Source organism: Deefgea salmonis, from assembly GCF_020531905.1.
Lineage (GTDB): Bacteria > Pseudomonadota > Gammaproteobacteria > Burkholderiales > Chitinibacteraceae > Deefgea > Deefgea salmonis.
In genome coordinates this window covers 198,888-218,577 of sequence record NZ_JAJAWG010000004.1, presented here as the reverse complement: position 1 = coordinate 218,577, position 19,690 = coordinate 198,888, and the positions used below count along the sequence as shown (strand labels likewise).

The following is a 19,690-nucleotide window of genomic DNA, read 5'->3' as shown; positions in this document are numbered from 1 at the left end:
CGAGAAAACCCAGAGCAAAAACAGTGCACGAAAAGTCAAATTGGTATTTATCCTTATATTTCAAAGGCATTAGCCAAACCCACCCCGCACCACATTGCAACGCAATAATTAGCATTTCATGATATGTACTCTTATTTATTTCAAACACCCTTGTTTTTCTTACTCAGCATTTAAGGCTATGAATTTAAACTGTTTTTAAACCCATTCACTGAGTTGACAAGACAAATGTAGTTTGAGAAATTAGCGCTACGAAACGTAACAACAGTGAAAGCAACCACAATTCACTGCAAAGATTACGTGCAACGACTGGTATTAGCCAAAACAAAATCCAGCGTCGCAATGCGCCGAGTGTACGAGCCAAAAAACCAAGAACAAACAGGGGCTACTCGCAGTGCACTCGGGTCAAACCCTGTTTTGAAGACCATGCACCTCACAGTGCAATTGAAATTCTTACCAAACAAATGATGGATGAGAGGAAATATCAAATGAACTTCCGTTTAGCCGCAATCCCAGCAGCCATTGCCTTTGTCTCAATCAGCGCCTTTGCTGCTGACGCCTGGAATAGCGCAACCGCCTACTCTGGTGGTGCCGTTGTCACTTACGCCGGCAACACGTACAAAGCAAAATGGTGGACTCAAGGTAATGTACCCGGCGCAGAACAATGGGGCCCTTGGGAAGCAACCGGTACTGCACCCACCACAGCACCGAGCACTGCTCCAACCACCGCGCCAACGACCGCACCAAGCACTGCACCAGGCGCATGCACTAGCGCAGAGTGGAATTCAAGCGCCGTTTACACTGGTGGTAACTTAGTCAGCTACAACAACCGTAGCTACAAAGCCAAATGGTGGACACAAGGCAACGCGCCAGGCAGCAATGATGTTTGGCAAGACATGGGCGCATGTGGCACGAGCACAGCAACACCAACGCCAACTGCGACACCAACCGCAACACCAACCGCAACACCAACTGCAACACCAACTGCAACACCAACTGCAACACCAACTGCAACACCAACTGCAACACCAACTGCAACACCAACTGCGACACCAACTGCAACACCAACCGCAACACCAACTGCGACACCAACCACGTCTGCAACACCTGTGCCACCAACGGGTGCGAAACAAGTCGGTACTTATTTTGCTGAATGGTCAATTTACGGTCGTCAGTTCTACCTGAAAAACATGCAAGACAGCGGTCAAGCTGCCAAGTTGACGTTCTTGAACTACTCATTCGGTAATGTCTACAACCGTGGCGGCAAATATGTTTGCGATGCAACGATTAATAAAGCCGAAGCCGGCGGCCAAGATGGTGGTGATGCATGGGCGGTTTACCAAAAAGGCTTTGGTGCTGGTGAATCAGTGGACGGCGTTGCCGATAAATACGGTTGGGATAAATGGGATGATCCTCGCCAAGGCAAAGCCGGTCCGCTCAAAGGCAATTTAAATCAGCTGAAAAAACTCAAAGCTAAAAACCCGAACCTGAAAACCTTGATTTCATTGGGCGGCTGGACATGGTCGAAATGGTTCTCTGCAGCTGCAGCAACGCCAGAACTACGCCAAGCTTTAGTTAGCTCGTGTATCGACGTGTGGATCAAAGGGAATATTCCATTCGATTCAGGCTCTAATGCCGGTGGTTCTTACGTTGATCCAGCCACAGGCAAAACCGTCAATTCTGCTGAAGGCGTGTTTGACGGGATTGATATCGACTGGGAATACCCAGCGGTACAAGGTATCGGCACGAACACAGTTTCTCCAGCCGACAAGCAAAACAACACCTTGTTGATGCAAGAATTCCGCAAACAATTGGATGAGTTGAGCAAAACCACCGGCAAGAAATACTTGTTAACCGTTGCCATTGGTGCCGGCGATGAGAAAATCGCTGCGACTGAACCTGCCGAGTACAGCAAATACCTCGACTGGATCAACATCATGTCGTACGACTTTAACGGCGGTTGGGATGCACAAGGTCCAACCGACTTCCAATCAAACCTGTACCAAGATCCAGCCAGCCCACGCACGGTTGATCCTAAAACTGGCAAAGTCAGCAAGTACTACACTGACGCAGCAGTAAAAGATCTGATTGCCCGTGGCACACCAGCGGCGAAACTCCACATTGGCGTTCCGTTCTATGGCCGTGGCTGGACTGGCGTGAAAAACGTCAACAACGGTCTGTATCAAACGGCAACCGGTGCTGCCAAAGGGACGTATGAAGCCGGTATTGAAGACTACAAAGTACTGAAAAATGCACCAGGTACTGAGTACATTCACCCAGTAACGCAACAAACCTATCGCTTTGATGGCTCAACGTTCTGGTCTTACGACACGCCTCGTGATATCAAACTTAAAGCTGACTATGCGAAAAAAATGGGCCTAGGCGGGATCTTTAGCTGGGAAGCTGATGGCGATACCGCTACTGGTGAACTGGTTGAAGCGATGACGCACATCAATAAATAAAATACCGCTGTAATGATTGAGCCCCACTGTTTAAGTGGGGCTTTTTTATCACCAAATCCATAATAATTACACCAAACAAACAAAAGTTACACGAATAATGAAATGCTACAAAAAAGCCAGCAAACCAAGCAAACTCAAGCCTTCACCGCCCGCACAACCCAGTAAAATTCCTTGCTCCAGTGGCTTTTAAGCTTTAGCATATTGTCCTACAGGGAATCAATCCAGCGTATCTCGTACGATAAAACTTAAACCGAGATTGAAGATGAAAACGCACTATTTCTTACGCAAAAATAACGGCTTCACATTATTAGAATTACTCGTGGTTCTTCTTATTATTGCGCTGCTAGCGGGCTACGTCGGCCCCAAACTGTTTGGTGAAGTCGGCAAAGCCAAAACCAAAACTGCAGCCAGCCAAATGAAATCCATCTCTGGGGCATTGGATCAATATCGCCTCGACACTGGCCGCTACCCAAGCACTGAATTGGGCCTCAATAGCTTAACCAAAAAGCCGGCTGACGAAAGCAAATGGAGCGGGCCTTACCTGATGAAGGATGTCCCGAACGATCCTTGGGACAAGCCATACATTTACACCATTCCGGGTGAAAATGGTCATGACTACGAATTAAAAAGTTATGGCTTAGATGGCAAACCAGGTGGTAGCGGCGAAGACGCTGATATCAGCTACTGGTAAACCATGCGTTATCAAGTTAAAGCCTTAAGCGCAGGCCAACTGCGCGAGATGACGCTGGATGCGGCCAACGTGGACGACCTGCGCGCTCGGCTATTAGAGCAAGGTGTGCAATTGGTAAGTTTTAAGGCTGAACGCACCTTCAGCCTGTCTTTGGGCAAGAGTGAATTTCAAGTTTCGCTCTTCACCCAAGAGCTGATTGCATTGCTCGAAGCGGGTTTAACGCTGGTTGAAGCGATGGAAACGCTGAAAGAAAAAAGCAGCCACGACCAAAACCGCACTGTACTCACCAGCATGATCGAAGGCTTATACCAAGGGCTGCCTTTATCCAAAGTATTGGCGCAAATGCCGAATTTATTCCCGCCGCTGTATATTGCCAGCGTGGCATCGGCAGAAAAAACCGGCCATTTAGCTGATGCCTTAAAACGCTATCATCACTACGAAACCCGCTTAAGCGCCGTCAAAAAAAAGGTCATCGCCTCCTTGATTTACCCGATGGTAGTGATTGGCATTGGCGGCAGCATTATGCTGTTTTTGCTATTTTATGTGATTCCCAAATTTAGCCAAATTTACGCCTCAATGAAAAACCTGCCTTTCGCCGCGCAAATGATGCTGTGGTGGGGCGACTTGGTGCATCAACACGGCCAAGCGATGTTTTTACTCATCATCACCAGTTTGATCGCCATGGTGATGGCATTTCGCACGCAGGCCATTCAAACGATTTTGCTGACCCTATTTTGGAAACTACCGCGACTGGAAGAATATCGGCGCTTATTTGCGTTAACCCGCTTTTATCGCACCGTGGGGCTGTTGCTTTCGGGGGGATTGAATTTGGTGGCGGCACTGGAATTGGCGGCACAATTATTGCCAAACAGCATGCGCTTTGCGCTGTCACAAGCGATTATCGACATTAAATCAGGCCAGCAACTGTCCAATACGCTCGCCAAATACCAGCTCACGACGCCGGTATCGGAACGTCTATTACGCGTTGGTGAACAAAGCGGTGAGCTGGCCACGATGATCGAGCGCGCAGCGCAATTTTGTGATGAAGAACTCGATCGAGCGATTGAAATGTTTACGCGTTTGTTCGAGCCGATTTTGATGTTACTGATTGGGATACTGATTGGGGGCATTGTCTTTTTGCTTTATATGCCGATTTTTGAGTTGGCCGGGAATATGCAATGATTACGCTCGATTTGATTCAGCATTTGCGAGCCAGCCGTGGCGATCAGCCCTTACCGCTGCTATTGCAACAATCACTTGGCCTAAATAATGAGGCGTATCTGCTTGCAGTCAGCGGCTACCTTGGGCTGCCGGCCATTACCTCACTAGAACTTCAAGCACTCAAGCCACGCTATGATCTACTCGCCTTTGGCGATGCCGTTGCCCATCAGTGCCTGTTGGCGGAAATCCCGCAGCATGGCTACGTGCTCATTTTATCGGACCCATTTAGCCCGGTCGTTCGCAACTGGGCACAGCAAAAAATCAGCGTCGCTTTTCGCGTGGCGTTTGCACTGTTTGATGATTTGCAGCAGTACTTTAATACCTATGAAACCTCGCACCGCGCGATGGATCAAATGGCGGTCGGTGAAAACCAAGAAAATAATAAAGAAGACATTACCGAGATCACCTTAACGACGCTTTCGCAAGATGCCAAACCCGTCGTCAAACTGGTCAACTCCACACTGTACGACGCACTTAAAGCCAAAGCGTCCGATATCCATATGGAAACCACGCCGCAAGGCATGACGATTAAATACCGCATTGACGGTGTTTTGCTGCATGCCGGCGGCGTGACCGGTGCTGAAATGGCCGAGCAGATCATTTCGCGGATTAAAGTCTTGGCCGAATTGGATATTTCTGAGCATCGCGTGCCGCAAGATGGGCGCTTTAAAGCCAAAGTGAATCATCGCGATGTCGATTTTCGCGTGTCGATCATGCCGTCAATTCATGGCGAAGATGCCGTGTTGCGGATTTTAGATAAACAAGGCGGCGGCGATACATTCAAGGCATTGCGTCTTGAAACCCTTGGCCATGAAGCGCAAACCATGGCGGCCATTCGTTCGCTATCGCACGAGCCTTATGGCTTACTACTGGTGACTGGGCCAACCGGATCGGGTAAATCAACCACGCTGTATGCCACGCTGTCTGAAATTAATAATGGTGAAGAAAAAATCATCACCATTGAAGATCCGGTGGAGTATCAACTGCCCGGCGTGTTGCAGATTCCAGTAAATGATAAAAAAGGCCTGACTTTTGCCCGAGGCTTACGCTCGATCTTGCGCCATGACCCCGACAAGATTTTAGTCGGCGAGATTCGTGACGGCGAAACCGCCAATATCGCCGTTCAAGCAGCGCTCACTGGCCATTTGGTACTGACGTCGGTGCATGCCAACAATGCGTTTTCAGTGATTGATCGCTTTATTCATATGGGCGTTGAACCCAATAGCTTTGTCGATGCGCTGATTGGCGTGGTCGCGCAGCGTTTGATTCGCAAAGTCTGCCCACACTGCGTCGGCGACGATCAACCCGAGTTGGAATTACTCGCCGCATCGGGCTTAACTCGCCAACAAGTCAGTACTTGGACTTTTCGCAAAGGTAGCGGCTGTCCCGCTTGCCGCAATACCGGTTATTTAGGCCGTAAAGCCATTGCCGAAGTATTGCGACTGGATGATGAACTCAAGCAAGCCATTGCCAAACACGCGCCAGCGGTCGAGCTCAAAAAAATTGCCCTGAGCAATGGCTTTATTTCGATGCGCCAAATTGCCCTTAACGCCGTGGCCCGCGGCGAAACCACATTACAGGAAATCAACCGTGTCACCTTTGTGGATTAAGCATTGTGCATGGTTTAGCAAACAGCGCATTCGGATTGCCAGTCGGCATTGGAGCGGCAGCGTACTGGCACGCCAGCGTGCCAGCCTCGATCCTTCGCCCGACCTACTGGTCAATCGCTTTCAAGAGTTACTCAATCAAGTGCCACGTGGCCGATTGGGATACGATCAAGTCGACCTAATTTTAGGCTCGCCTTGGGTGCGCTATGTGTGTTTACCTTGGCAAGCCGGTTTAAATTACGAGCGCGATTGGGAAAGCTATGCCCGCTTATTGCTAACCCAACATTATGGCGTGAGTAGTGAATCGTGGCGGATTCGCATCGCCACTGGCGGCTATGGTCAACCACGGATTGCCGCCGCTTTTGACGAAGGCCTGTACCAAACGCTACTAGAGCTTTGTCGCACCAGCAAAATGAAGCTCGGCAAAATCGAGCCTTTATTCACGACGGCAGTCAATCAACATCAGCGGCAATTAAAAGCGGCTGAATATGCCTTGCTGATTTTAGAGCAAGGCCATGCCTTAATTGGCTTTTATCGCCATCAAACTTGGCAAGGGATTATCTCTTTGCCGATACAGCTTGACCATGACAGCCCCGAAAATCACACCTTATCGCTGGCCGCCTTGGTGCGAGAAGCCGCAGTGTTAAGCGAGCAGTTTTTACCCGAGCATATTTATCTCACCTCGTCGGAATTCACATTGCCTAGTGTTAAATCGGCTGATTTTGACTTTGAATGGCTCGGTGCCGTGCAGCCGCTGTTTATTACCGGGGATGCCAGCCAATGAAAAAACTGCAACTGGATTTTCATGTACGCCCCGCCCAAACGCCTTGGCTGGGTCTATTACTGTGCGTGCTTGGCGTGATCGCCGTGCTGTGGGTAATGACGCAAATTGACGTTGCCAAAGAACAAAAAAATCAACTCGAATTGCAAGAAGATAGCATCGCACTGCGGATCAAGCAGCGCGATAGCAAAGTCAAAGCCGAACTCAATGCCTCACCGGTTTCGGCCAAAGTCGAAAAAATCCGCCGAGATCAATTACTCAGCCATGCCCCAGCATTTGATCTATTAGAGCGCGTTTGGGAACAAGAAATCGCTTTTAGTCGGCTGGAAATCGCCACCGTTGAGCGCGATATCAAAATGGATTTAGAGGCCAAATCACTCAATGACGTCTTACTGTTGGTCGATCGCTTTGAAGCCGCGCCAGCCACCAAGCACGTCACCCTCGCTCGCAATAGCTTAAAAATTGGCGACCCTAATCGGCCAGCCGTCGCGGCGATTGAAGTGTTATGGCTGGCCGATCCCGCAGTGCCCAGCAGCACGACCAGCACTGCGGCCAGCACTGCGGCCAGCCGTGTGCATTCAGCCAGTGCCGCATCGGGAGTGCATTGATGACTAAAGCACAATTATTTTGGTATTTACGCCTTATCCCTCGTTACTCGGGCATATTGGGTATTGCCGGCTTAGCCTTATTGGGCTTTGCCTTACTGCTCTATACCCAAGAATTAAAACCGTATCAGCGCGATTTAATCGATAGAGAAAATGCACTAGCGCATCGCTTTCAACAATTGCGCGTATCCGCAGTGGCCAGCAGCGTTAGCGATGCGCTGCCCAAGCTCAATCGCAGCGATACCTTTACGTTTTTTTTACGCGCGCTGAATGCGCTCGCCGCCAAAAATCAAATTGTGATCACACAAGTCGATTACAAAAATCAATTTGAGGCCGATGGCAAATTGCAGCGCTATAGCCTGCAATTTCCTGCCAATGCGCGCTATATGCAAATTCGCCGCTTTATGCTGGAACTACAAACCATACCCGGCGTGCGTATTGAAACCGTCAACCTGCAACGCCAGCAAATTTCAGACGACCAAGTCGCGCTGCAAATTCAGCTGTCGTATTTGACGGAGGCCCATTAATGCTCTCTCGTCCAATGCAATACCTGCTCGGTGCCACCTTAGCCATCACTGCCTATACCTTTTGGCAAGACCGTACCGAGCCTGAATTAGATAGCGCGGCAAAACCTGCAGCGCGGCGCGCGCTCGCGGCAGAAATACGCGGCGCCTCAATGCCAAATACGGCCGCCAGCCAAGCCAGTGCCACAGCATCCGGCGTCAGCATTGCCGATTTATTTCCTAAGCAATCGTGGGTTCCACCACCGCCGCCGCCCACCAAGCCGCCTGCACCGACCCCGACACCGATTCCCGTTGCTCCGCCGATGCCGTTTGTGGTGACTGCGACATGGTTAGAAAAAAACAGCTTATACATTGTCGTTGAAGCGCAAGGGCAATCCATCGTGCTCTGTAGTCAATGCGATACTTTAGGCCGAATACAACCGGGCGAAAGCCTACTTGGCAGTTACCGCCTCGATAAAATGAGTCCCACTATGCTGACGTTTACCTATTTGCCACTCAATCAGCAACAAACTCTGTCAATGGGAGGCGCACTGTGAAACGAGCACTGATGTCCTCAATTATTTCGGTGGCTTTTTTAGCCGGTTGCGCCGCCGATATGGCGCGCTATAAAGCGGAAAACCTGATCCAAGACGAAGGTAATCCAGAAGCCGCACTGAAAGTATTGCAAGCACAAATGGCCAGCAGCCCCGCTGATTTAAAGCTGAGAATGGCGTATCAAACCAATTTGCAGCAGTATTTGGCCCGCTTACAAGTAGAAGGCGATCAAGCGCGTTCACGCGGCGATACCGCCTTGGCGATGGGGCGTTACCAGCAAGTTTTAAGCTGGGATAGCAATAACGATCGCGCTCGCGAAGGGATTCGTTTGATTGAGATCGGCATTCGCCATAGCTCAATGCTCAAATACGCACAGGAAATCAAAGACAGCCGCCCAGATGAATCACTGAATCTAGTGCTGCAAATCTTGGCGGAAAATCCACGCAATGTGCAAGCGCAAGTGCTGCGCAACGAAGTAGAAAGCCGTAAAGCGCGGGAAGTCAATCTACGCCCGGCTTTAGCGCAAGCACTCAAAAGCCCGATTTCGCTGCAGTTTCGCGATCAAAGCATGATGAGCGTGTTTGATATTATTTCGCGCATTGGTAAGGTTAATTTTATCTTTGATAAAGACGTCGCCCCCAATTTAAAAACCACGATTTACGCCCGCGACACCACCGTCGAAGACGTGATTAATCTGATTTTGGCGACCAATCAACTGGATAAAAAAATCCTCAATGACAACACCATTCTGATTTATCCCAAACGGCCCGATAAAGATCGCGATTACAAAGACATGGTGATGCGCACCTTCTATTTGTCCAACGCTGACCCCAAGCAAGTGCTGTCGATGATCAAGCAAATGATCAAAACCCGCGACGTGTATATCGACGAGCGTTTGTCGATGTTGGTAATGCGCGATACCCCCGAAGCCATTGCGGTGGCCGAGCGCTTAATCGCCGCGCAAGATATTCCGCAATCTGAAGTCTTGATGGATGTTGAAGTGCTTGAAGTGAGCAATAGTGACGTGCTTGATCTGGGCATTCAATACCCGAACTCGATCAGTGCCACGGTGTATGGCAACGCAATCGGCGCTGTGCCTGTCGTCACGACCAATACCGTCGGCAATATCACGACGTCGACCACAACCAACAACAGCAAAATTGCCGGTTCAGTCACGCTCGATCAAATTGGTAATCTAAATAAAGGTGATGTACTGGTTAATCTGGGCTCGCCAACGGTGACGGCTAATTTCTTGCAAAGCAAGGGCAAAACCAATATTTTGGCCAACCCGAAAATTCGCGTCAAAAATCGTGAAAAAGCCAAAATCCTCATTGGCGATCGCGTTCCGGTGGTCACCACCACCGTCTCCAACGGCACCAGCACCGAAAACGTCAATTACCAAGACGTGGGTTTAACGCTCAATGTTGAGCCGGTACTGACGATTGACAATGAAATCAGCGTGAAAGTCACGCTGGAAGTGTCCAATATTGTCAAAACCATCCCAACCAAATCAGGCTTGTTGGTTTACCAAATTGGTACGCGCCGCGCCGAAACCAATATGAGTGCACGTGATGGCGAAACCCAAGTCTTAGCCGGACTGTTGTCGCGCCAAGAAGCCGAAACCGGCTCGGGCTTACCGTTCCTGAGTTCTTTACCGGTATTGGATCGAATTTTTGGTACCAATAAAACCGAGAAAAGCAAAACTGAAATCATTTTGTTGATTACACCAAGAGTCGTGCGATCGTTGCCGATTCCATCATCGTATATCACCAATTTTGAAAGTGGTACCGAAGGCAGCATCAGCACCGACCCATTGCGCCTGCGCAATGCATCAACGGTGTTAATCAATAGCCAAGGTGGCTCGCCAGCACCGTATATTCCACCAGCGCCAGAACCACAGGTTCAACCGCAGCCGCAACAACCACCCGCACCGGCAACGCCAACGGAAGCCACGCCACCAGCGGCAACGCCGATCCCACGGGGTGGCGGTATGGGCCGTCGATAAGATGCGGTTTGCTGCTGGATTTACGCTGATTGAATTGATGGTGACGTTGACCATTCTGGCGGTACTTGCGACCGTGGCTTTGCCATTGTCGCAAGTGGCGGCAACGCGCAATCGTGAAGACGATTTACGCCGAGCACTCTGGCAAATTCGCAATGGCATCGACCAATACAAAGCGGCGGTCGATGCCGGCCGCGTCAATAAATCGCTCGATGAATCAGGCTTTCCACCCACGCTCGACACCTTGGTGGATGGTGCCAAAGATTTAAAAGACCCGGCGGGGAAAAAGATCTATTTTTTACGCCGCTTACCGCGTGACCCATTTTGCGATTGCCCCAGTAAAAGCAATGCCCAAACTTGGGGGCTACGCAGCTATGCCAGCCCACCCGAAGCGCCAGCTGAAGGCCGCGACGTGTATGATATCTACTCAAATTCGACGCAAACAGGTCTAAGTGGAGTGCCATATCGTGAGTGGTAAACAAAGCCGAGGTTTTACGCTGATTGAACTTTTGGTGGTGCTAGCGATTATGGCTAGCTTATTGACGCTGGTGGTGCCGCGCTATTTTCAGCAAACCGACCGCGCGCAAGAAACCGTGCTCAAGCACAATTTGGTCGCGGTGCGCGATGGGATTGATAAGTTTTATGCTGATACCGGCCGCTATCCAAATAATCTGGACGAATTGGTCAGCCGTAAATATTTGCGCGAAGCGCCGCTCGATCCGATCACGAGTCGCCGTGATTCATGGCTGATTGTGCCGCCCGAAACCGGTACTGGCGTCTACGATTTAAAAAGTGGCGCCCAAGGCGCAGCTAAAGATGGCACCCAGTACAGCTCTTGGTAAGCGCGTGACGAAATGCCGCCTGCCGCATCGTCCACAGCAAGGATTTGCCTATGTCTGGGCCTTGATGCTGGTTTTAATTATGGGCATTTACCTCGCGCAAGTCGGTGAGGCATGGCAAAACCGCATTCAGCGCAGTAAAGAAGAAGAACTGATGCGCGTTGGCAATGAAATTCGCCTCGCCATCAAGCAGTACAGCGAGCAAAACAGCGCCGCTGGCCTGCAATACCCCAAAACGCTGCAAGATTTAGTGCAAGACCCGCGAGTACCCTTCCCTCGGCGCTATCTGCGTAAAGCATATAAAGACCCCATTACCGGCGGCGATTGGCTGATGATTGGCGGCCCCGGTGGTGGCTTTATGGGCGTGCAGAGCCAATCATTGCAAAAACCACTCAAAAACGATCAATTTATCAATGAAAATGCCAGCTTTAAAGATGCCAAATCCTACCAAGACTGGCGCTTTGCCCACTGGCCGAATCAAGGTGGTGGCCGAAAATAACCCCGCCGCGCCTCAGAACAACACCGACGCAAACGCATCAGCTTGACCCTGCATCAACCGCGGCAAATGACTATATCCCCAGCTCGGTTCGACTTTGATTTGGCGATGATATTTTAAATTTCACGCGTTTAAACAGATCGACTGCAGCCCCTTCCCCCTTGATGGTGGGATGGGGTATTGACCGCCAGCCTTTAAGCTAAAAAGCCTAGCGGCCAATACCCTACTAGGCGTAATAGCGTTGCGAGAATTCCAGCATCCGCTCAATTGGTAAGCGTGCGGCTTCCATATCGCTGGCAGTCAGGTAATCAATCTCGGTGCCCTGCCCCGCTTGAGCGCGTTTCACCGCTTCAATCGTGTTCATTTTCATATACGGGCAAGAATTACACTGGCAACCGGCGTAAATAGGCGCTTGCTCAATCTTCAAGTCGGGGCGCGCTAAGCGCATATTGTACAAAATGCCATCTTCGGTCGCGACGAAGATCACCGCATCGGGCTCTTGGTCGAACGATTTGATCCAGTTGAGCATGCCTGAGGTCGAGCCGACGTAATCGGCTTGCTGCAGCACCGGCAATGGGCTTTCAGGATGGGCAATCAAGTATTTGGCGGTGGTGCACGCAGCAAACGCTTCATCGAGCGCCGCTTGGTTAAACTTATCATGCACTTCACACACCGCCGACCATAACGGCATATCGTAGCCATGCTGGAAGTTCAAATACGCGCCCATATTCCGATCTGGCGAGAAAATAACTTTTTTACCTTCGGCATACAAATGCGCGATGATGTCGTCCACATTACGGCTGGTGACGATCCAATCTGACAATGCTTTATGTTCAGCCGAGCTATTGATATACGACACATGCACATGATCAGGATACGATTCACGCCAAGCTTTTAGCGCGCTCACATCGGTTTGCGTCACCAAAGAACAGGTTGAACCGGCATCGGGCAAAATCACCGTGGCATTTGGATTCAAAATTTTGGCGGTTTCTGCCATAAAACGCACACCGGCAAACACGATAATATCGGCGTCGGCATCGCGAGCAAACAACGACAATTCCAAACTATCGCCAACCTTATCCGCCATTTGCTGGATTTCAGGCTGGGTATAATAATGAGCAAGCGTCACAACGCGTGGCATGGGACTATCCTTAAGCAAGCTACAAAAAGTAAAGGCGATGCAGTCAATACATCGTCATCAATCCGCCAATCTTACCATGCTTACCGCTGGCTTTTTTGCCAGAAATGCCGGAGGCCGCACGATTATTTCGCAGTTGAGTAGAAAAATATTGCAGTTCCTCTTGACAGCCTCGCCGCCCTTGTCCATAATTCGCCTCCTCTGCAAATCACATCGATCTGCAGACACGGATGCGGGATTAGCTCAGTTGGTAGAGCGATACCTTGCCAAGGTATAGGTCGAGAGTTCGAGTCTCTTATCCCGCTCCAAAAAAAAAAAAGAAAAATGGCGTAGTACAGTAACAGCAGTTTAGGCTGCGGGATTAGCTCAGTTGGTAGAGCGATACCTTGCCAAGGTATAGGTCGAGAGTTCGAGTCTCTTATCCCGCTCCAAAAAAATGGCGTAGTACGTAGCATCAGCAGTATTGATGCGGGATTAGCTCAGTTGGTAGAGCGATACCTTGCCAAGGTATAGGTCGAGAGTTCGAGTCTCTTATCCCGCTCCAATAAATGGCGTAGTACACAGCATCAGCAGTATCGATGCGGGATTAGCTCAGTTGGTAGAGCGATACCTTGCCAAGGTATAGGTCGAGAGTTCGAGTCTCTTATCCCGCTCCAGATTTTAATATTAATGAAGTTGTTATTCATTAATCAGCATCACCCCTGGCGGGGTAGCAAAATGGTTATGCCGCGGCCTGCAAAGCCGTTTACGCCGGTTCGATTCCGGCCTCCGCCTCCAACACTAAAGTACGAGATATCGGACTTTAAAAAATGCTGAAGCAGTAATGCACAGCGCTCGGATGGTGAAATTGGTAGACACAAGGGACTTAAAATCCCTCGCCGCAAGGTGTGCGGGTTCAAGTCCCGCTCCGAGCACCACTAATAGAATCAAGGGTTTAGCTGAAAAGCTAGACTCTTTTTTCTTGCCTGTCAGTTAGAGCAAGTCCCTCATGGGACATTCTTGGGGTATTGGTTGAGAATCCACCAGAATAACGCCACCATCTATTCACTCACGCTTAAAACTGACAATAATTGCGTGCATTTAGATCAAACAATACAATACAGTAATCAATTAATTACTAATAATGTAAAAATATTAGTTTTATTCTTAAAGCTACCGCCGCAATGCACTAGATTGATATCAATCCCGTCTGGGTCGGGGTATTGATTGAGGTGCACTATGTTTTTTAAGCAAAGTCGACTGATTAACCAATTAGACAGCGCGGCCGAAGCGGCTTTACGTGGAGATATGCCACGCTGGACCATGGAAGGCAACGAGAAATGGCGTGCCATTGGCGATAAATTACATCGTATCTGGCATAAAAACAGCGAAGCGCTTTCTGCTGCTCTACATGAAAAACGCACTTTACAGGATGAAGTAAGCGCTTTGCAGGAAGAACTCGCCAAGGAAAAAACGCAGTACAGCGCTTTAGAAAAACGTTTTGATCTGGTGAACCGGGCCTCCAGCGAAGGGCTTTGGGATATGAGCGTGGTAGCGGGTGATCCGGTTAATCCTGCCAATGTATTTTGGTGGTCACCCACCTTCAGGCAATTGCTGGGCTTTACCGATGAACGAGATTTTCCTAGTGTGCTGGGAAGCTGGGCTAACCTTTTGCACCCTGAAGATAAAGACAGCACACTCACCGCCTTTGCCGATCACTTAAATGACAAAAGCGGACGCACCCCTTACGACATTGAATACCGCCTGCAATGCAAAGATAAGCAATATCGCTGGTTCCGGGCCAGAGGAGCGACGCAGCGTAATAGCGAAGGCGTACCGCTCAGAGTGGCCGGCTCTTTGGAGGGGATTTCCCTGCGCAAAAAGCACGAGGCCGAGCTGGATAAAACGCTGACCCGGTTCGAGCTCAGCAGCGCAATGCTATCTGAGGGCTTATGGGATATGGAAGTCGATGTGGATAACCCGGTGAATCCGCAAAATGCCTTCTGGTGGTCTGAGCAATTCAGGACTTTACTGGGGTTTCATTCGGTGACCGAGTTTCCGGATGTACTGGAAAGCTGGGCCAGCCGCTTACACCCGGATGAAAAGCAAGGCGTGCTGGATGCATTTGCCGCGCATTTAAACGATAAAACCGGCAACACCCCCTACAACATCGAATACCGCCTGAAGTGTAAAAACAATGAATACCACTGGTTTCGCGCTAGAGGCAAAACCCGCCGTGACAGCAATGGCGCGCCATTACGCGTGGTGGGAGCATTGGCTGCCATTGATGCTGAAAAGAAATCCGAAGCGCTAAGCGGTGAAAGCACGCAAAGGCAGAGTCTAGAAAAAAGCCTTGCCGAAATTGCCACCATTGTCGGCACCATTAAATCGATTGCCGATCAGACCAATCTGCTGGCCCTGAACGCGGCCATCGAAGCCGCCCGCGCCGGAGAAGCAGGCCGTGGCTTTGCCGTGGTGGCCGATGAAGTCCGAAAACTAGCCGAAAGAACCAGCGCCGCAACGCTGGATGTAGAAAGCCTTGTCAGGCAGAGCAAGTAAACCCAGTCGCGTTGAAGTGGCATCGATGGCTGGCCAGCATCGATGCCATTGAAATACAGTCAGAGAATCTGAGCTTTACCCTATTATCATCAAGATGAATGTCATGCCCCATCAGCGCATCAAAAGCACATCTGCTAAGCGTCATCGAATGCGCAAAACGGTTTGATGCTCCCGCTATGTCAAACAGAAAATCCGACCCAAATCAATACACTCACAGGATAACAAGGTAGAATTCGCGCTTGAGCTGGGCTGGCTAAATATCGAACCATTAAACCGCACCAGCGCAACAAGAAAGCAAACGCTCACAGACCCTAGACCGCGATAGCGACTGGGGTTTTTTGTTTTGTGATGAATTTAGTCAGTGATACCTTTGGGTATAGGCTGCTAGATCATGATATACCTTATTTAGCAACAGATACCCACAGTAGCCTAGGCCCATATGAGCAAGATCGATACCGCCCGCGTTTTATCCATCATCCCACCGATGACGCAATTGAATACGCCCTATCCATCCACGGCGTATTTAACGGGTTTTTTGCGCTCGCAAGGCGTTGCGGCGCAGCAGAGTGATCTAGCACTGGCCTTGATGCTCAAGCTGTTTTCCAAAGACGGTTTACTCGACGTTCGCCAGAAAATCGATAAGATCCCGCCCAAAAAACGCACACAGCAGGTAGCGCTATTTGACGCGACGTTTGATCGTTACCTCAGCACCATCACGCCCACAATCGCGTTTTTGCAAGGCCGCGATTCCACCATCGGCCACCGCATTTGCAGCCGGAATTTTTTGCCCGAAGGCCAGCGCTTTGCCCAGCTCGATGCCTATGTCGACGATGAGGGCGGTGATCCACTGGCGTGGGCGTTTGGCGCGCTCGGCATGCAAGACCGCGCACGGCACTTGGGTACGCTGTATTTAAACGATATCGCCGATGTATTACGTGAAGCGGTGGATTCACGCTTTGAATTTGTTCGCTACGCTGAATCTCTGGCGATGTCGCAAGCGACGTTTGATCCGCTGGCGCGGGCGCTGGCGGCTCCGACCACGATGGTCGACGACTATCTGGCGGAACTAACACTCGAATCCGTCGCGCAGCACCAACCGAATATCGTCTTGTTGTCTGTGCCCTTCCCCGGCGCAGTATATGCCGCTTTCCGAATCGCCCAAACGATTAGACGGCAATACCCTGATATGGTCATCGCACTCGGTGGCGGTTTTGCCAATACCGAATTGCGCGAACTGAAAGAGCCGCGCGTTTTTGATTACTTTGATTTCGTCATGCTCGACGCCGGCGAGCGCCCGTTGCTGGCGCTGCTGGAGCACTTAAAAGGCAAACGCTCGCAACAACGCTTAGTTCGCACCTTTGCCCGTGTTGACGGCGCGGTGAAATACATCAATTTCGTCGAGCCCGAAGTGCCGTTTGGCGAAGTCGGCACGCCAACGTGGGATGGTTTGCCGCTGGATCGCTACCTATCACTACTCGACATGCTCAACCCGATGCACCGGCTATGGTCGGATGGCCGCTGGAATAAACTCACCGTGGCGCACGGCTGCTATTGGAAAAAATGCAGCTTTTGCGATATTACCCTCGATTATATTTCGCGCTATGAAACCACCACCGCCGAAGTATTGGTCGATCGCATTGAAGCCATCATCGCCGAAACCGGACAAACCGGATTTCACTTTGTCGATGAAGCTGCACCACCGAAGGCGCTTAAAGCATTGGCTGAAGAGCTCATTCGCCGCAATATTTCGATTTCTTGGTGGGGCAATATCCGCTTTGAAAAAACCTTTAGCCCTGATCTGTGCCGATTGCTCGCCGAAAGTGGCTGTATTGCGATTTCTGGCGGGCTTGAGGTCGCATCGGATCGTTTACTGACCTTGATGAAAAAAGGCGTTTCGGTTGAGCAAGTGGCCAAAGTGACGCAAAGCTTTACCGAGGCCGGGGTACTGGTGCATGCGTATTTGATGTACGGCTTTCCAACGCAAACGGTGCAAGACACGGTGGATGCGCTCGAATACGTGCGGCAACTATTTGATAATGGCTGTATTCAATCGGGGTTTTTCCATCGTTTTGCCTGCACGGTGCATTCGCCGGTTGGCAAAAACCCAGAAGAATTTGGCGTCACGCTGGAAAAGCTCCCCGAAATCAGCTTTGCCACCAATGATATTGGCTTTATGGATCCAACTGGGGTTGATCACGATGCGCTCGGTCGAGCGCTGAATAAAGCGCTGTATAACTATATGCACGGCATTGGTTTAGATGACGATGTGCGCGTTTGGTTTGATAGCAAAGTGCCGCGTACCACCATTGCCAAACATCGCCTCGCCAAAGCATTGCAACAATATTAAGTCGACGTGGCCATCGTTGGCTATCCAGTCATCAAACGATGGTCGGTCTGAAACTCGCAGTAGCAAGCGACTAAATAATGCGTTGAATCGACAGCAAAGGAATGCGCTTTCTTTGCTCGATACAATCGCTATCACCCGCTTCATATTCACGGCAAATCCAAGGGCGCTGCGCATAAATCGTACACAGCATATTGCTACGATTCAGCGCCGCGCACCAACCATCGGCCAGACGATGCATAATCTCGCCACCCCATGCGTCCACTTCAATGAACTCGGCGGGCACATCATCATCACCCGCAATCAGCATCACTTCTAATTGGCAACAACAGGCTTTACAACTACTACACGATACAGCATCAGACATAGACCTCCATGGGTATATTACTACAACCTATATTAAATAAAGCTTACTGCCATATACCCAGCAATTGGGCTTTGTTCCGATTACGTTGATGGCTTGAAGTACCTACGGCACGGTCATGCCGCTCGCTGAAAAACACTTTTTGACGCAGAGACGCAGAGGCGCAGAGAAAAACCAATTCATATCTCAAACAACGCGTAAGCACGACGATCTCAGCGGCGATTTGCTGATGTTTTACGCTAGTTTACAGTCCACTGTCGACAAGCACGGCACGGCACACGGCATCAAAGCGGCACATCACCAACGATTAAACAATCCGCTGTTTAGCGAATATACGGTAAAACAATCTCATCGCTACGACTAGCCCCTGCGGTTACGCTGCGGCAAAGCTCTAAAAAAGCCGTAATCCCTGCGGTGCGGTATTTTTGTTTGTGTAACACAAAATGAAACTGCCGCGCTAAATCCAAACCCGCTACTGGCAGCTCCACCAAGCTGCCACGGCGAAATGCTTCTTTTAGCGCCAGCCGTGAAATACAACCAATTCCCAAACCCGACTCAACCGCGCGTTTAATCGCCTCGGTATGCTCCAGCTCTAAGCGGATATCGAGCTTGGATTGCACATGCCGCATGGCGTAATCAAAGGTTTGCCGAGTGCCCGAACCCGATTCCCGAACAATCCATGACGCGGCCAGCAAATCAGCAAAATCAATCACCCCGCCTTGCTGCAATTTATGCGCTAAGGGATGTTCTGGTGCGGCAAATACCGCTAACTCATCGGCAATCCAGGGAATGACATCCAAATCGGCATGCTGACAATCGCCTTCAATCAAGCCCAAATCCAACTCATAATGCGCCACTTGCCGCACAATATGCGCGGTATTATGCACCCCCAATGAAACACGGCAGCCCGGATGCTGCCGCATAAAATCACCAATGAGTAAGGTAGCGAGATAATTACCAATGGTTAGCGTGGCACCAACACGCATCGGGCCAAAGCCAGAACGCCCGGCCAATAAGGCGTCAATTTCTGCCGCATGATCAAGGAGCTGGATCGCTTGCGGCAATAAAGCGGCGCCCAATTCATTGAGCTGCAAGCGTTTGCCAATCCGATCAAATAAGCGCCGATCATACACCCGCTCTAATTCAGATAGCGCCGTACTGGTCGCCGATTGCGATAAACCCACGCATTCTGCGGCCCGAGACACACTCTCGCCACGACCCACGGCCACAAACACCTCTAATTGGCGCAGGGTGAATTTCATTTCGATGCCTTCAATAGATTTTGAAAATTCAATCGGCACTATAAATATCTGATCGACTGACAGCAAGCGTTTAAACATTTTAAACGCTCGATCGTGCATCAATTGACTAGGGTCTGTTGACGTTTGGTGTACCGGCCGCGTTTGTGCGGATTTTGGCCTGAGGCAAGGCACGAAGCGCGCAGCGTAGTCATTCCATGCCAGCGCTTGGTAATGCAGCATCAGGCTGACTTTATTTAAAAAAGCCGCCACAGCAATGCGCTCCAACCTGCGTGGTCTATCGTATTT

16 protein-coding genes, 6 tRNA genes and 1 pseudogene are annotated in these 19,690 nt (G+C 50.2%); 20 read left to right on the top strand and 3 right to left on the bottom strand.

Annotated elements, in window-relative coordinates; genetic code table 11:
• Positions 1–485: 485 nt before the first annotated feature.
• The 12 genes and pseudogenes from LG219_RS09045 to LG219_RS08990 all read left to right on the top strand — a co-directional run bounded on the left by LG219_RS09045 (position 486) and on the right by LG219_RS08990 (position 11,762).
• The gene (locus LG219_RS09045) at positions 486–2,459 is read left to right on the top strand and encodes a glycosyl hydrolase family 18 protein (protein WP_226764169.1); all 1,974 of its coding nucleotides are present in this window, start codon (positions 486–488) and stop codon (positions 2,457–2,459) included.
• 262 nt (positions 2,460–2,721) lie between these two features.
• Positions 2,722–3,150 carry a type II secretion system major pseudopilin GspG gene (gspG, locus tag LG219_RS09040; RefSeq protein WP_226764168.1) on the top strand — a complete coding sequence of 143 codons (429 nt, stop codon included), beginning with the start codon at positions 2,722–2,724 and terminating at the stop codon, positions 3,148–3,150.
• Between the two features lie 3 nt (positions 3,151–3,153).
• Entirely contained in the window at positions 3,154–4,332 is a 1,179-nt protein-coding gene (locus LG219_RS09035) for a type II secretion system F family protein (RefSeq protein ID WP_226764167.1), read from the top strand.
• Positions 4,329–5,981: a GspE/PulE family protein gene (locus LG219_RS09030; RefSeq protein ID WP_226764166.1), complete on the top strand. Its 1,653-nt coding sequence runs from the start codon at positions 4,329–4,331 to the stop codon at positions 5,979–5,981. Before LG219_RS09035 ends, LG219_RS09030 begins: the two co-directional genes overlap by 4 nt.
• Positions 5,962–6,762: a hypothetical protein gene (locus LG219_RS09025; protein ID WP_226764165.1), complete on the top strand. Its 801-nt coding sequence runs from the start codon at positions 5,962–5,964 to the stop codon at positions 6,760–6,762. Before LG219_RS09030 ends, LG219_RS09025 begins: the two co-directional genes overlap by 20 nt.
• On the top strand, positions 6,759–7,367 hold the full coding sequence (locus LG219_RS09020; RefSeq protein ID WP_226764164.1) for a hypothetical protein: 609 nt from the start codon (positions 6,759–6,761) through the stop codon (positions 7,365–7,367). Before LG219_RS09025 ends, LG219_RS09020 begins: the two co-directional genes overlap by 4 nt.
• Complete coding sequence (locus LG219_RS09015) at positions 7,367–7,891, top strand: hypothetical protein (protein WP_226764163.1); 525 nt, start codon at positions 7,367–7,369, stop codon at positions 7,889–7,891. Before LG219_RS09020 ends, LG219_RS09015 begins: the two co-directional genes overlap by 1 nt.
• Positions 7,891–8,424: a hypothetical protein gene (locus tag LG219_RS09010; RefSeq protein WP_226764162.1), complete on the top strand. Its 534-nt coding sequence runs from the start codon at positions 7,891–7,893 to the stop codon at positions 8,422–8,424. The genes LG219_RS09015 and LG219_RS09010 overlap by 1 nt, the downstream gene beginning before the upstream one ends.
• A gap of 11 nt (positions 8,425–8,435) precedes the next feature.
• Positions 8,436–10,151 (top strand): annotated as a pseudogene (locus tag LG219_RS09005) (secretin GspD/PilQ domain-containing protein); the annotation flags it as partial.
• Between the two features lie 277 nt (positions 10,152–10,428).
• Positions 10,429–10,902, top strand: a complete 474-nt coding sequence (locus LG219_RS09000) for a type II secretion system protein (protein ID WP_226764160.1) — start codon at positions 10,429–10,431, stop codon at positions 10,900–10,902.
• Positions 10,892–11,266: a type II secretion system protein gene (locus tag LG219_RS08995; RefSeq protein WP_226764159.1), complete on the top strand. Its 375-nt coding sequence runs from the start codon at positions 10,892–10,894 to the stop codon at positions 11,264–11,266. The genes LG219_RS09000 and LG219_RS08995 overlap by 11 nt, the downstream gene beginning before the upstream one ends.
• Positions 11,241–11,762 carry a type II secretion system protein gene (locus LG219_RS08990; RefSeq protein WP_226764158.1) on the top strand — a complete coding sequence of 174 codons (522 nt, stop codon included), beginning with the start codon at positions 11,241–11,243 and terminating at the stop codon, positions 11,760–11,762. Before LG219_RS08995 ends, LG219_RS08990 begins: the two co-directional genes overlap by 26 nt.
• A gap of 223 nt (positions 11,763–11,985) precedes the next feature.
• On the opposite strand, the gene nadA is transcribed toward LG219_RS08990, so the two are convergent.
• Entirely contained in the window at positions 11,986–12,900 is a 915-nt protein-coding gene (nadA, locus tag LG219_RS08985) for a quinolinate synthase NadA (RefSeq protein WP_226764157.1), read from the bottom strand.
• 229 nt (positions 12,901–13,129) lie between these two features.
• Here nadA and LG219_RS08980 point away from each other — a divergent pair.
• The 8 genes from LG219_RS08980 to LG219_RS08940 all read left to right on the top strand — a co-directional run bounded on the left by LG219_RS08980 (position 13,130) and on the right by LG219_RS08940 (position 17,782).
• A tRNA-Gly gene (locus LG219_RS08980) sits at positions 13,130–13,205 on the top strand.
• 47 nt (positions 13,206–13,252) lie between these two features.
• Positions 13,253–13,328, top strand: a tRNA-Gly gene (locus LG219_RS08975).
• Between the two features lie 37 nt (positions 13,329–13,365).
• A tRNA-Gly gene (locus tag LG219_RS08970) sits at positions 13,366–13,441 on the top strand.
• A gap of 36 nt (positions 13,442–13,477) precedes the next feature.
• Positions 13,478–13,553, top strand: a tRNA-Gly gene (locus tag LG219_RS08965).
• A 47-nt stretch (positions 13,554–13,600) separates the two neighbouring features.
• Positions 13,601–13,674 (top strand) — tRNA-Cys (locus LG219_RS08960).
• A gap of 55 nt (positions 13,675–13,729) precedes the next feature.
• Positions 13,730–13,814, top strand: a tRNA-Leu gene (locus LG219_RS08955).
• A gap of 301 nt (positions 13,815–14,115) precedes the next feature.
• Positions 14,116–15,435, top strand: a complete 1,320-nt coding sequence (locus tag LG219_RS15425) for a methyl-accepting chemotaxis protein (protein ID WP_284691635.1) — start codon at positions 14,116–14,118, stop codon at positions 15,433–15,435.
• 439 nt (positions 15,436–15,874) lie between these two features.
• Positions 15,875–17,782, top strand: coding sequence for a B12-binding domain-containing radical SAM protein (locus LG219_RS08940; protein ID WP_226764156.1), 1,908 nt, complete (start codon positions 15,875–15,877; stop codon positions 17,780–17,782).
• A 70-nt stretch (positions 17,783–17,852) separates the two neighbouring features.
• Here LG219_RS08940 and LG219_RS08935 read toward each other — a convergent pair whose 3' ends face one another.
• Positions 17,853–18,146 (bottom strand): YkgJ family cysteine cluster protein, encoded by a 294-nt coding sequence (locus LG219_RS08935; protein WP_226764155.1) that lies wholly within the window; start codon positions 18,144–18,146, stop codon positions 17,853–17,855.
• A 320-nt stretch (positions 18,147–18,466) separates the two neighbouring features.
• Complete coding sequence (locus LG219_RS08930; protein WP_308444078.1) at positions 18,467–19,654, bottom strand: LysR substrate-binding domain-containing protein; 1,188 nt, start codon at positions 19,652–19,654, stop codon at positions 18,467–18,469.
• Positions 19,655–19,690: the final 36 nt, after the last annotated feature.

Bases quoted from the DNA above. Each gene is read 5' to 3' on its own strand.
- LG219_RS08990 (WP_226764158.1), top strand. From the start codon at position 11,241: ATGGCACCCAGTACAGCTCTTGGTAAGCGCGTGACGAAATGCCGCCTG.
- LG219_RS08935 (WP_226764155.1), bottom strand. From the start codon at position 18,146: ATGTCTGATGCTGTATCGTGTAGTAGTTGTAAAGCCTGTTGTTGCCAA.
- LG219_RS09000 (WP_226764160.1), top strand. From the start codon at position 10,429: ATGCGGTTTGCTGCTGGATTTACGCTGATTGAATTGATGGTGACGTTG.
- LG219_RS09020 (WP_226764164.1), top strand. From the start codon at position 6,759: ATGAAAAAACTGCAACTGGATTTTCATGTACGCCCCGCCCAAACGCCT.
- LG219_RS08940 (WP_226764156.1), top strand. From the start codon at position 15,875: ATGAGCAAGATCGATACCGCCCGCGTTTTATCCATCATCCCACCGATG.
- LG219_RS09015 (WP_226764163.1), top strand. From the start codon at position 7,367: ATGACTAAAGCACAATTATTTTGGTATTTACGCCTTATCCCTCGTTAC.
- LG219_RS09035 (WP_226764167.1), top strand. From the start codon at position 3,154: ATGCGTTATCAAGTTAAAGCCTTAAGCGCAGGCCAACTGCGCGAGATG.
- LG219_RS15425 (WP_284691635.1), top strand. From the start codon at position 14,116: ATGTTTTTTAAGCAAAGTCGACTGATTAACCAATTAGACAGCGCGGCC.
- gspG (WP_226764168.1), top strand. From the start codon at position 2,722: ATGAAAACGCACTATTTCTTACGCAAAAATAACGGCTTCACATTATTA.
- LG219_RS09045 (WP_226764169.1), top strand. From the start codon at position 486: ATGAACTTCCGTTTAGCCGCAATCCCAGCAGCCATTGCCTTTGTCTCA.
- nadA (WP_226764157.1), bottom strand. From the start codon at position 12,900: ATGCCACGCGTTGTGACGCTTGCTCATTATTATACCCAGCCTGAAATC.
- LG219_RS09010 (WP_226764162.1), top strand. From the start codon at position 7,891: ATGCTCTCTCGTCCAATGCAATACCTGCTCGGTGCCACCTTAGCCATC.
- LG219_RS09030 (WP_226764166.1), top strand. From the start codon at position 4,329: ATGATTACGCTCGATTTGATTCAGCATTTGCGAGCCAGCCGTGGCGAT.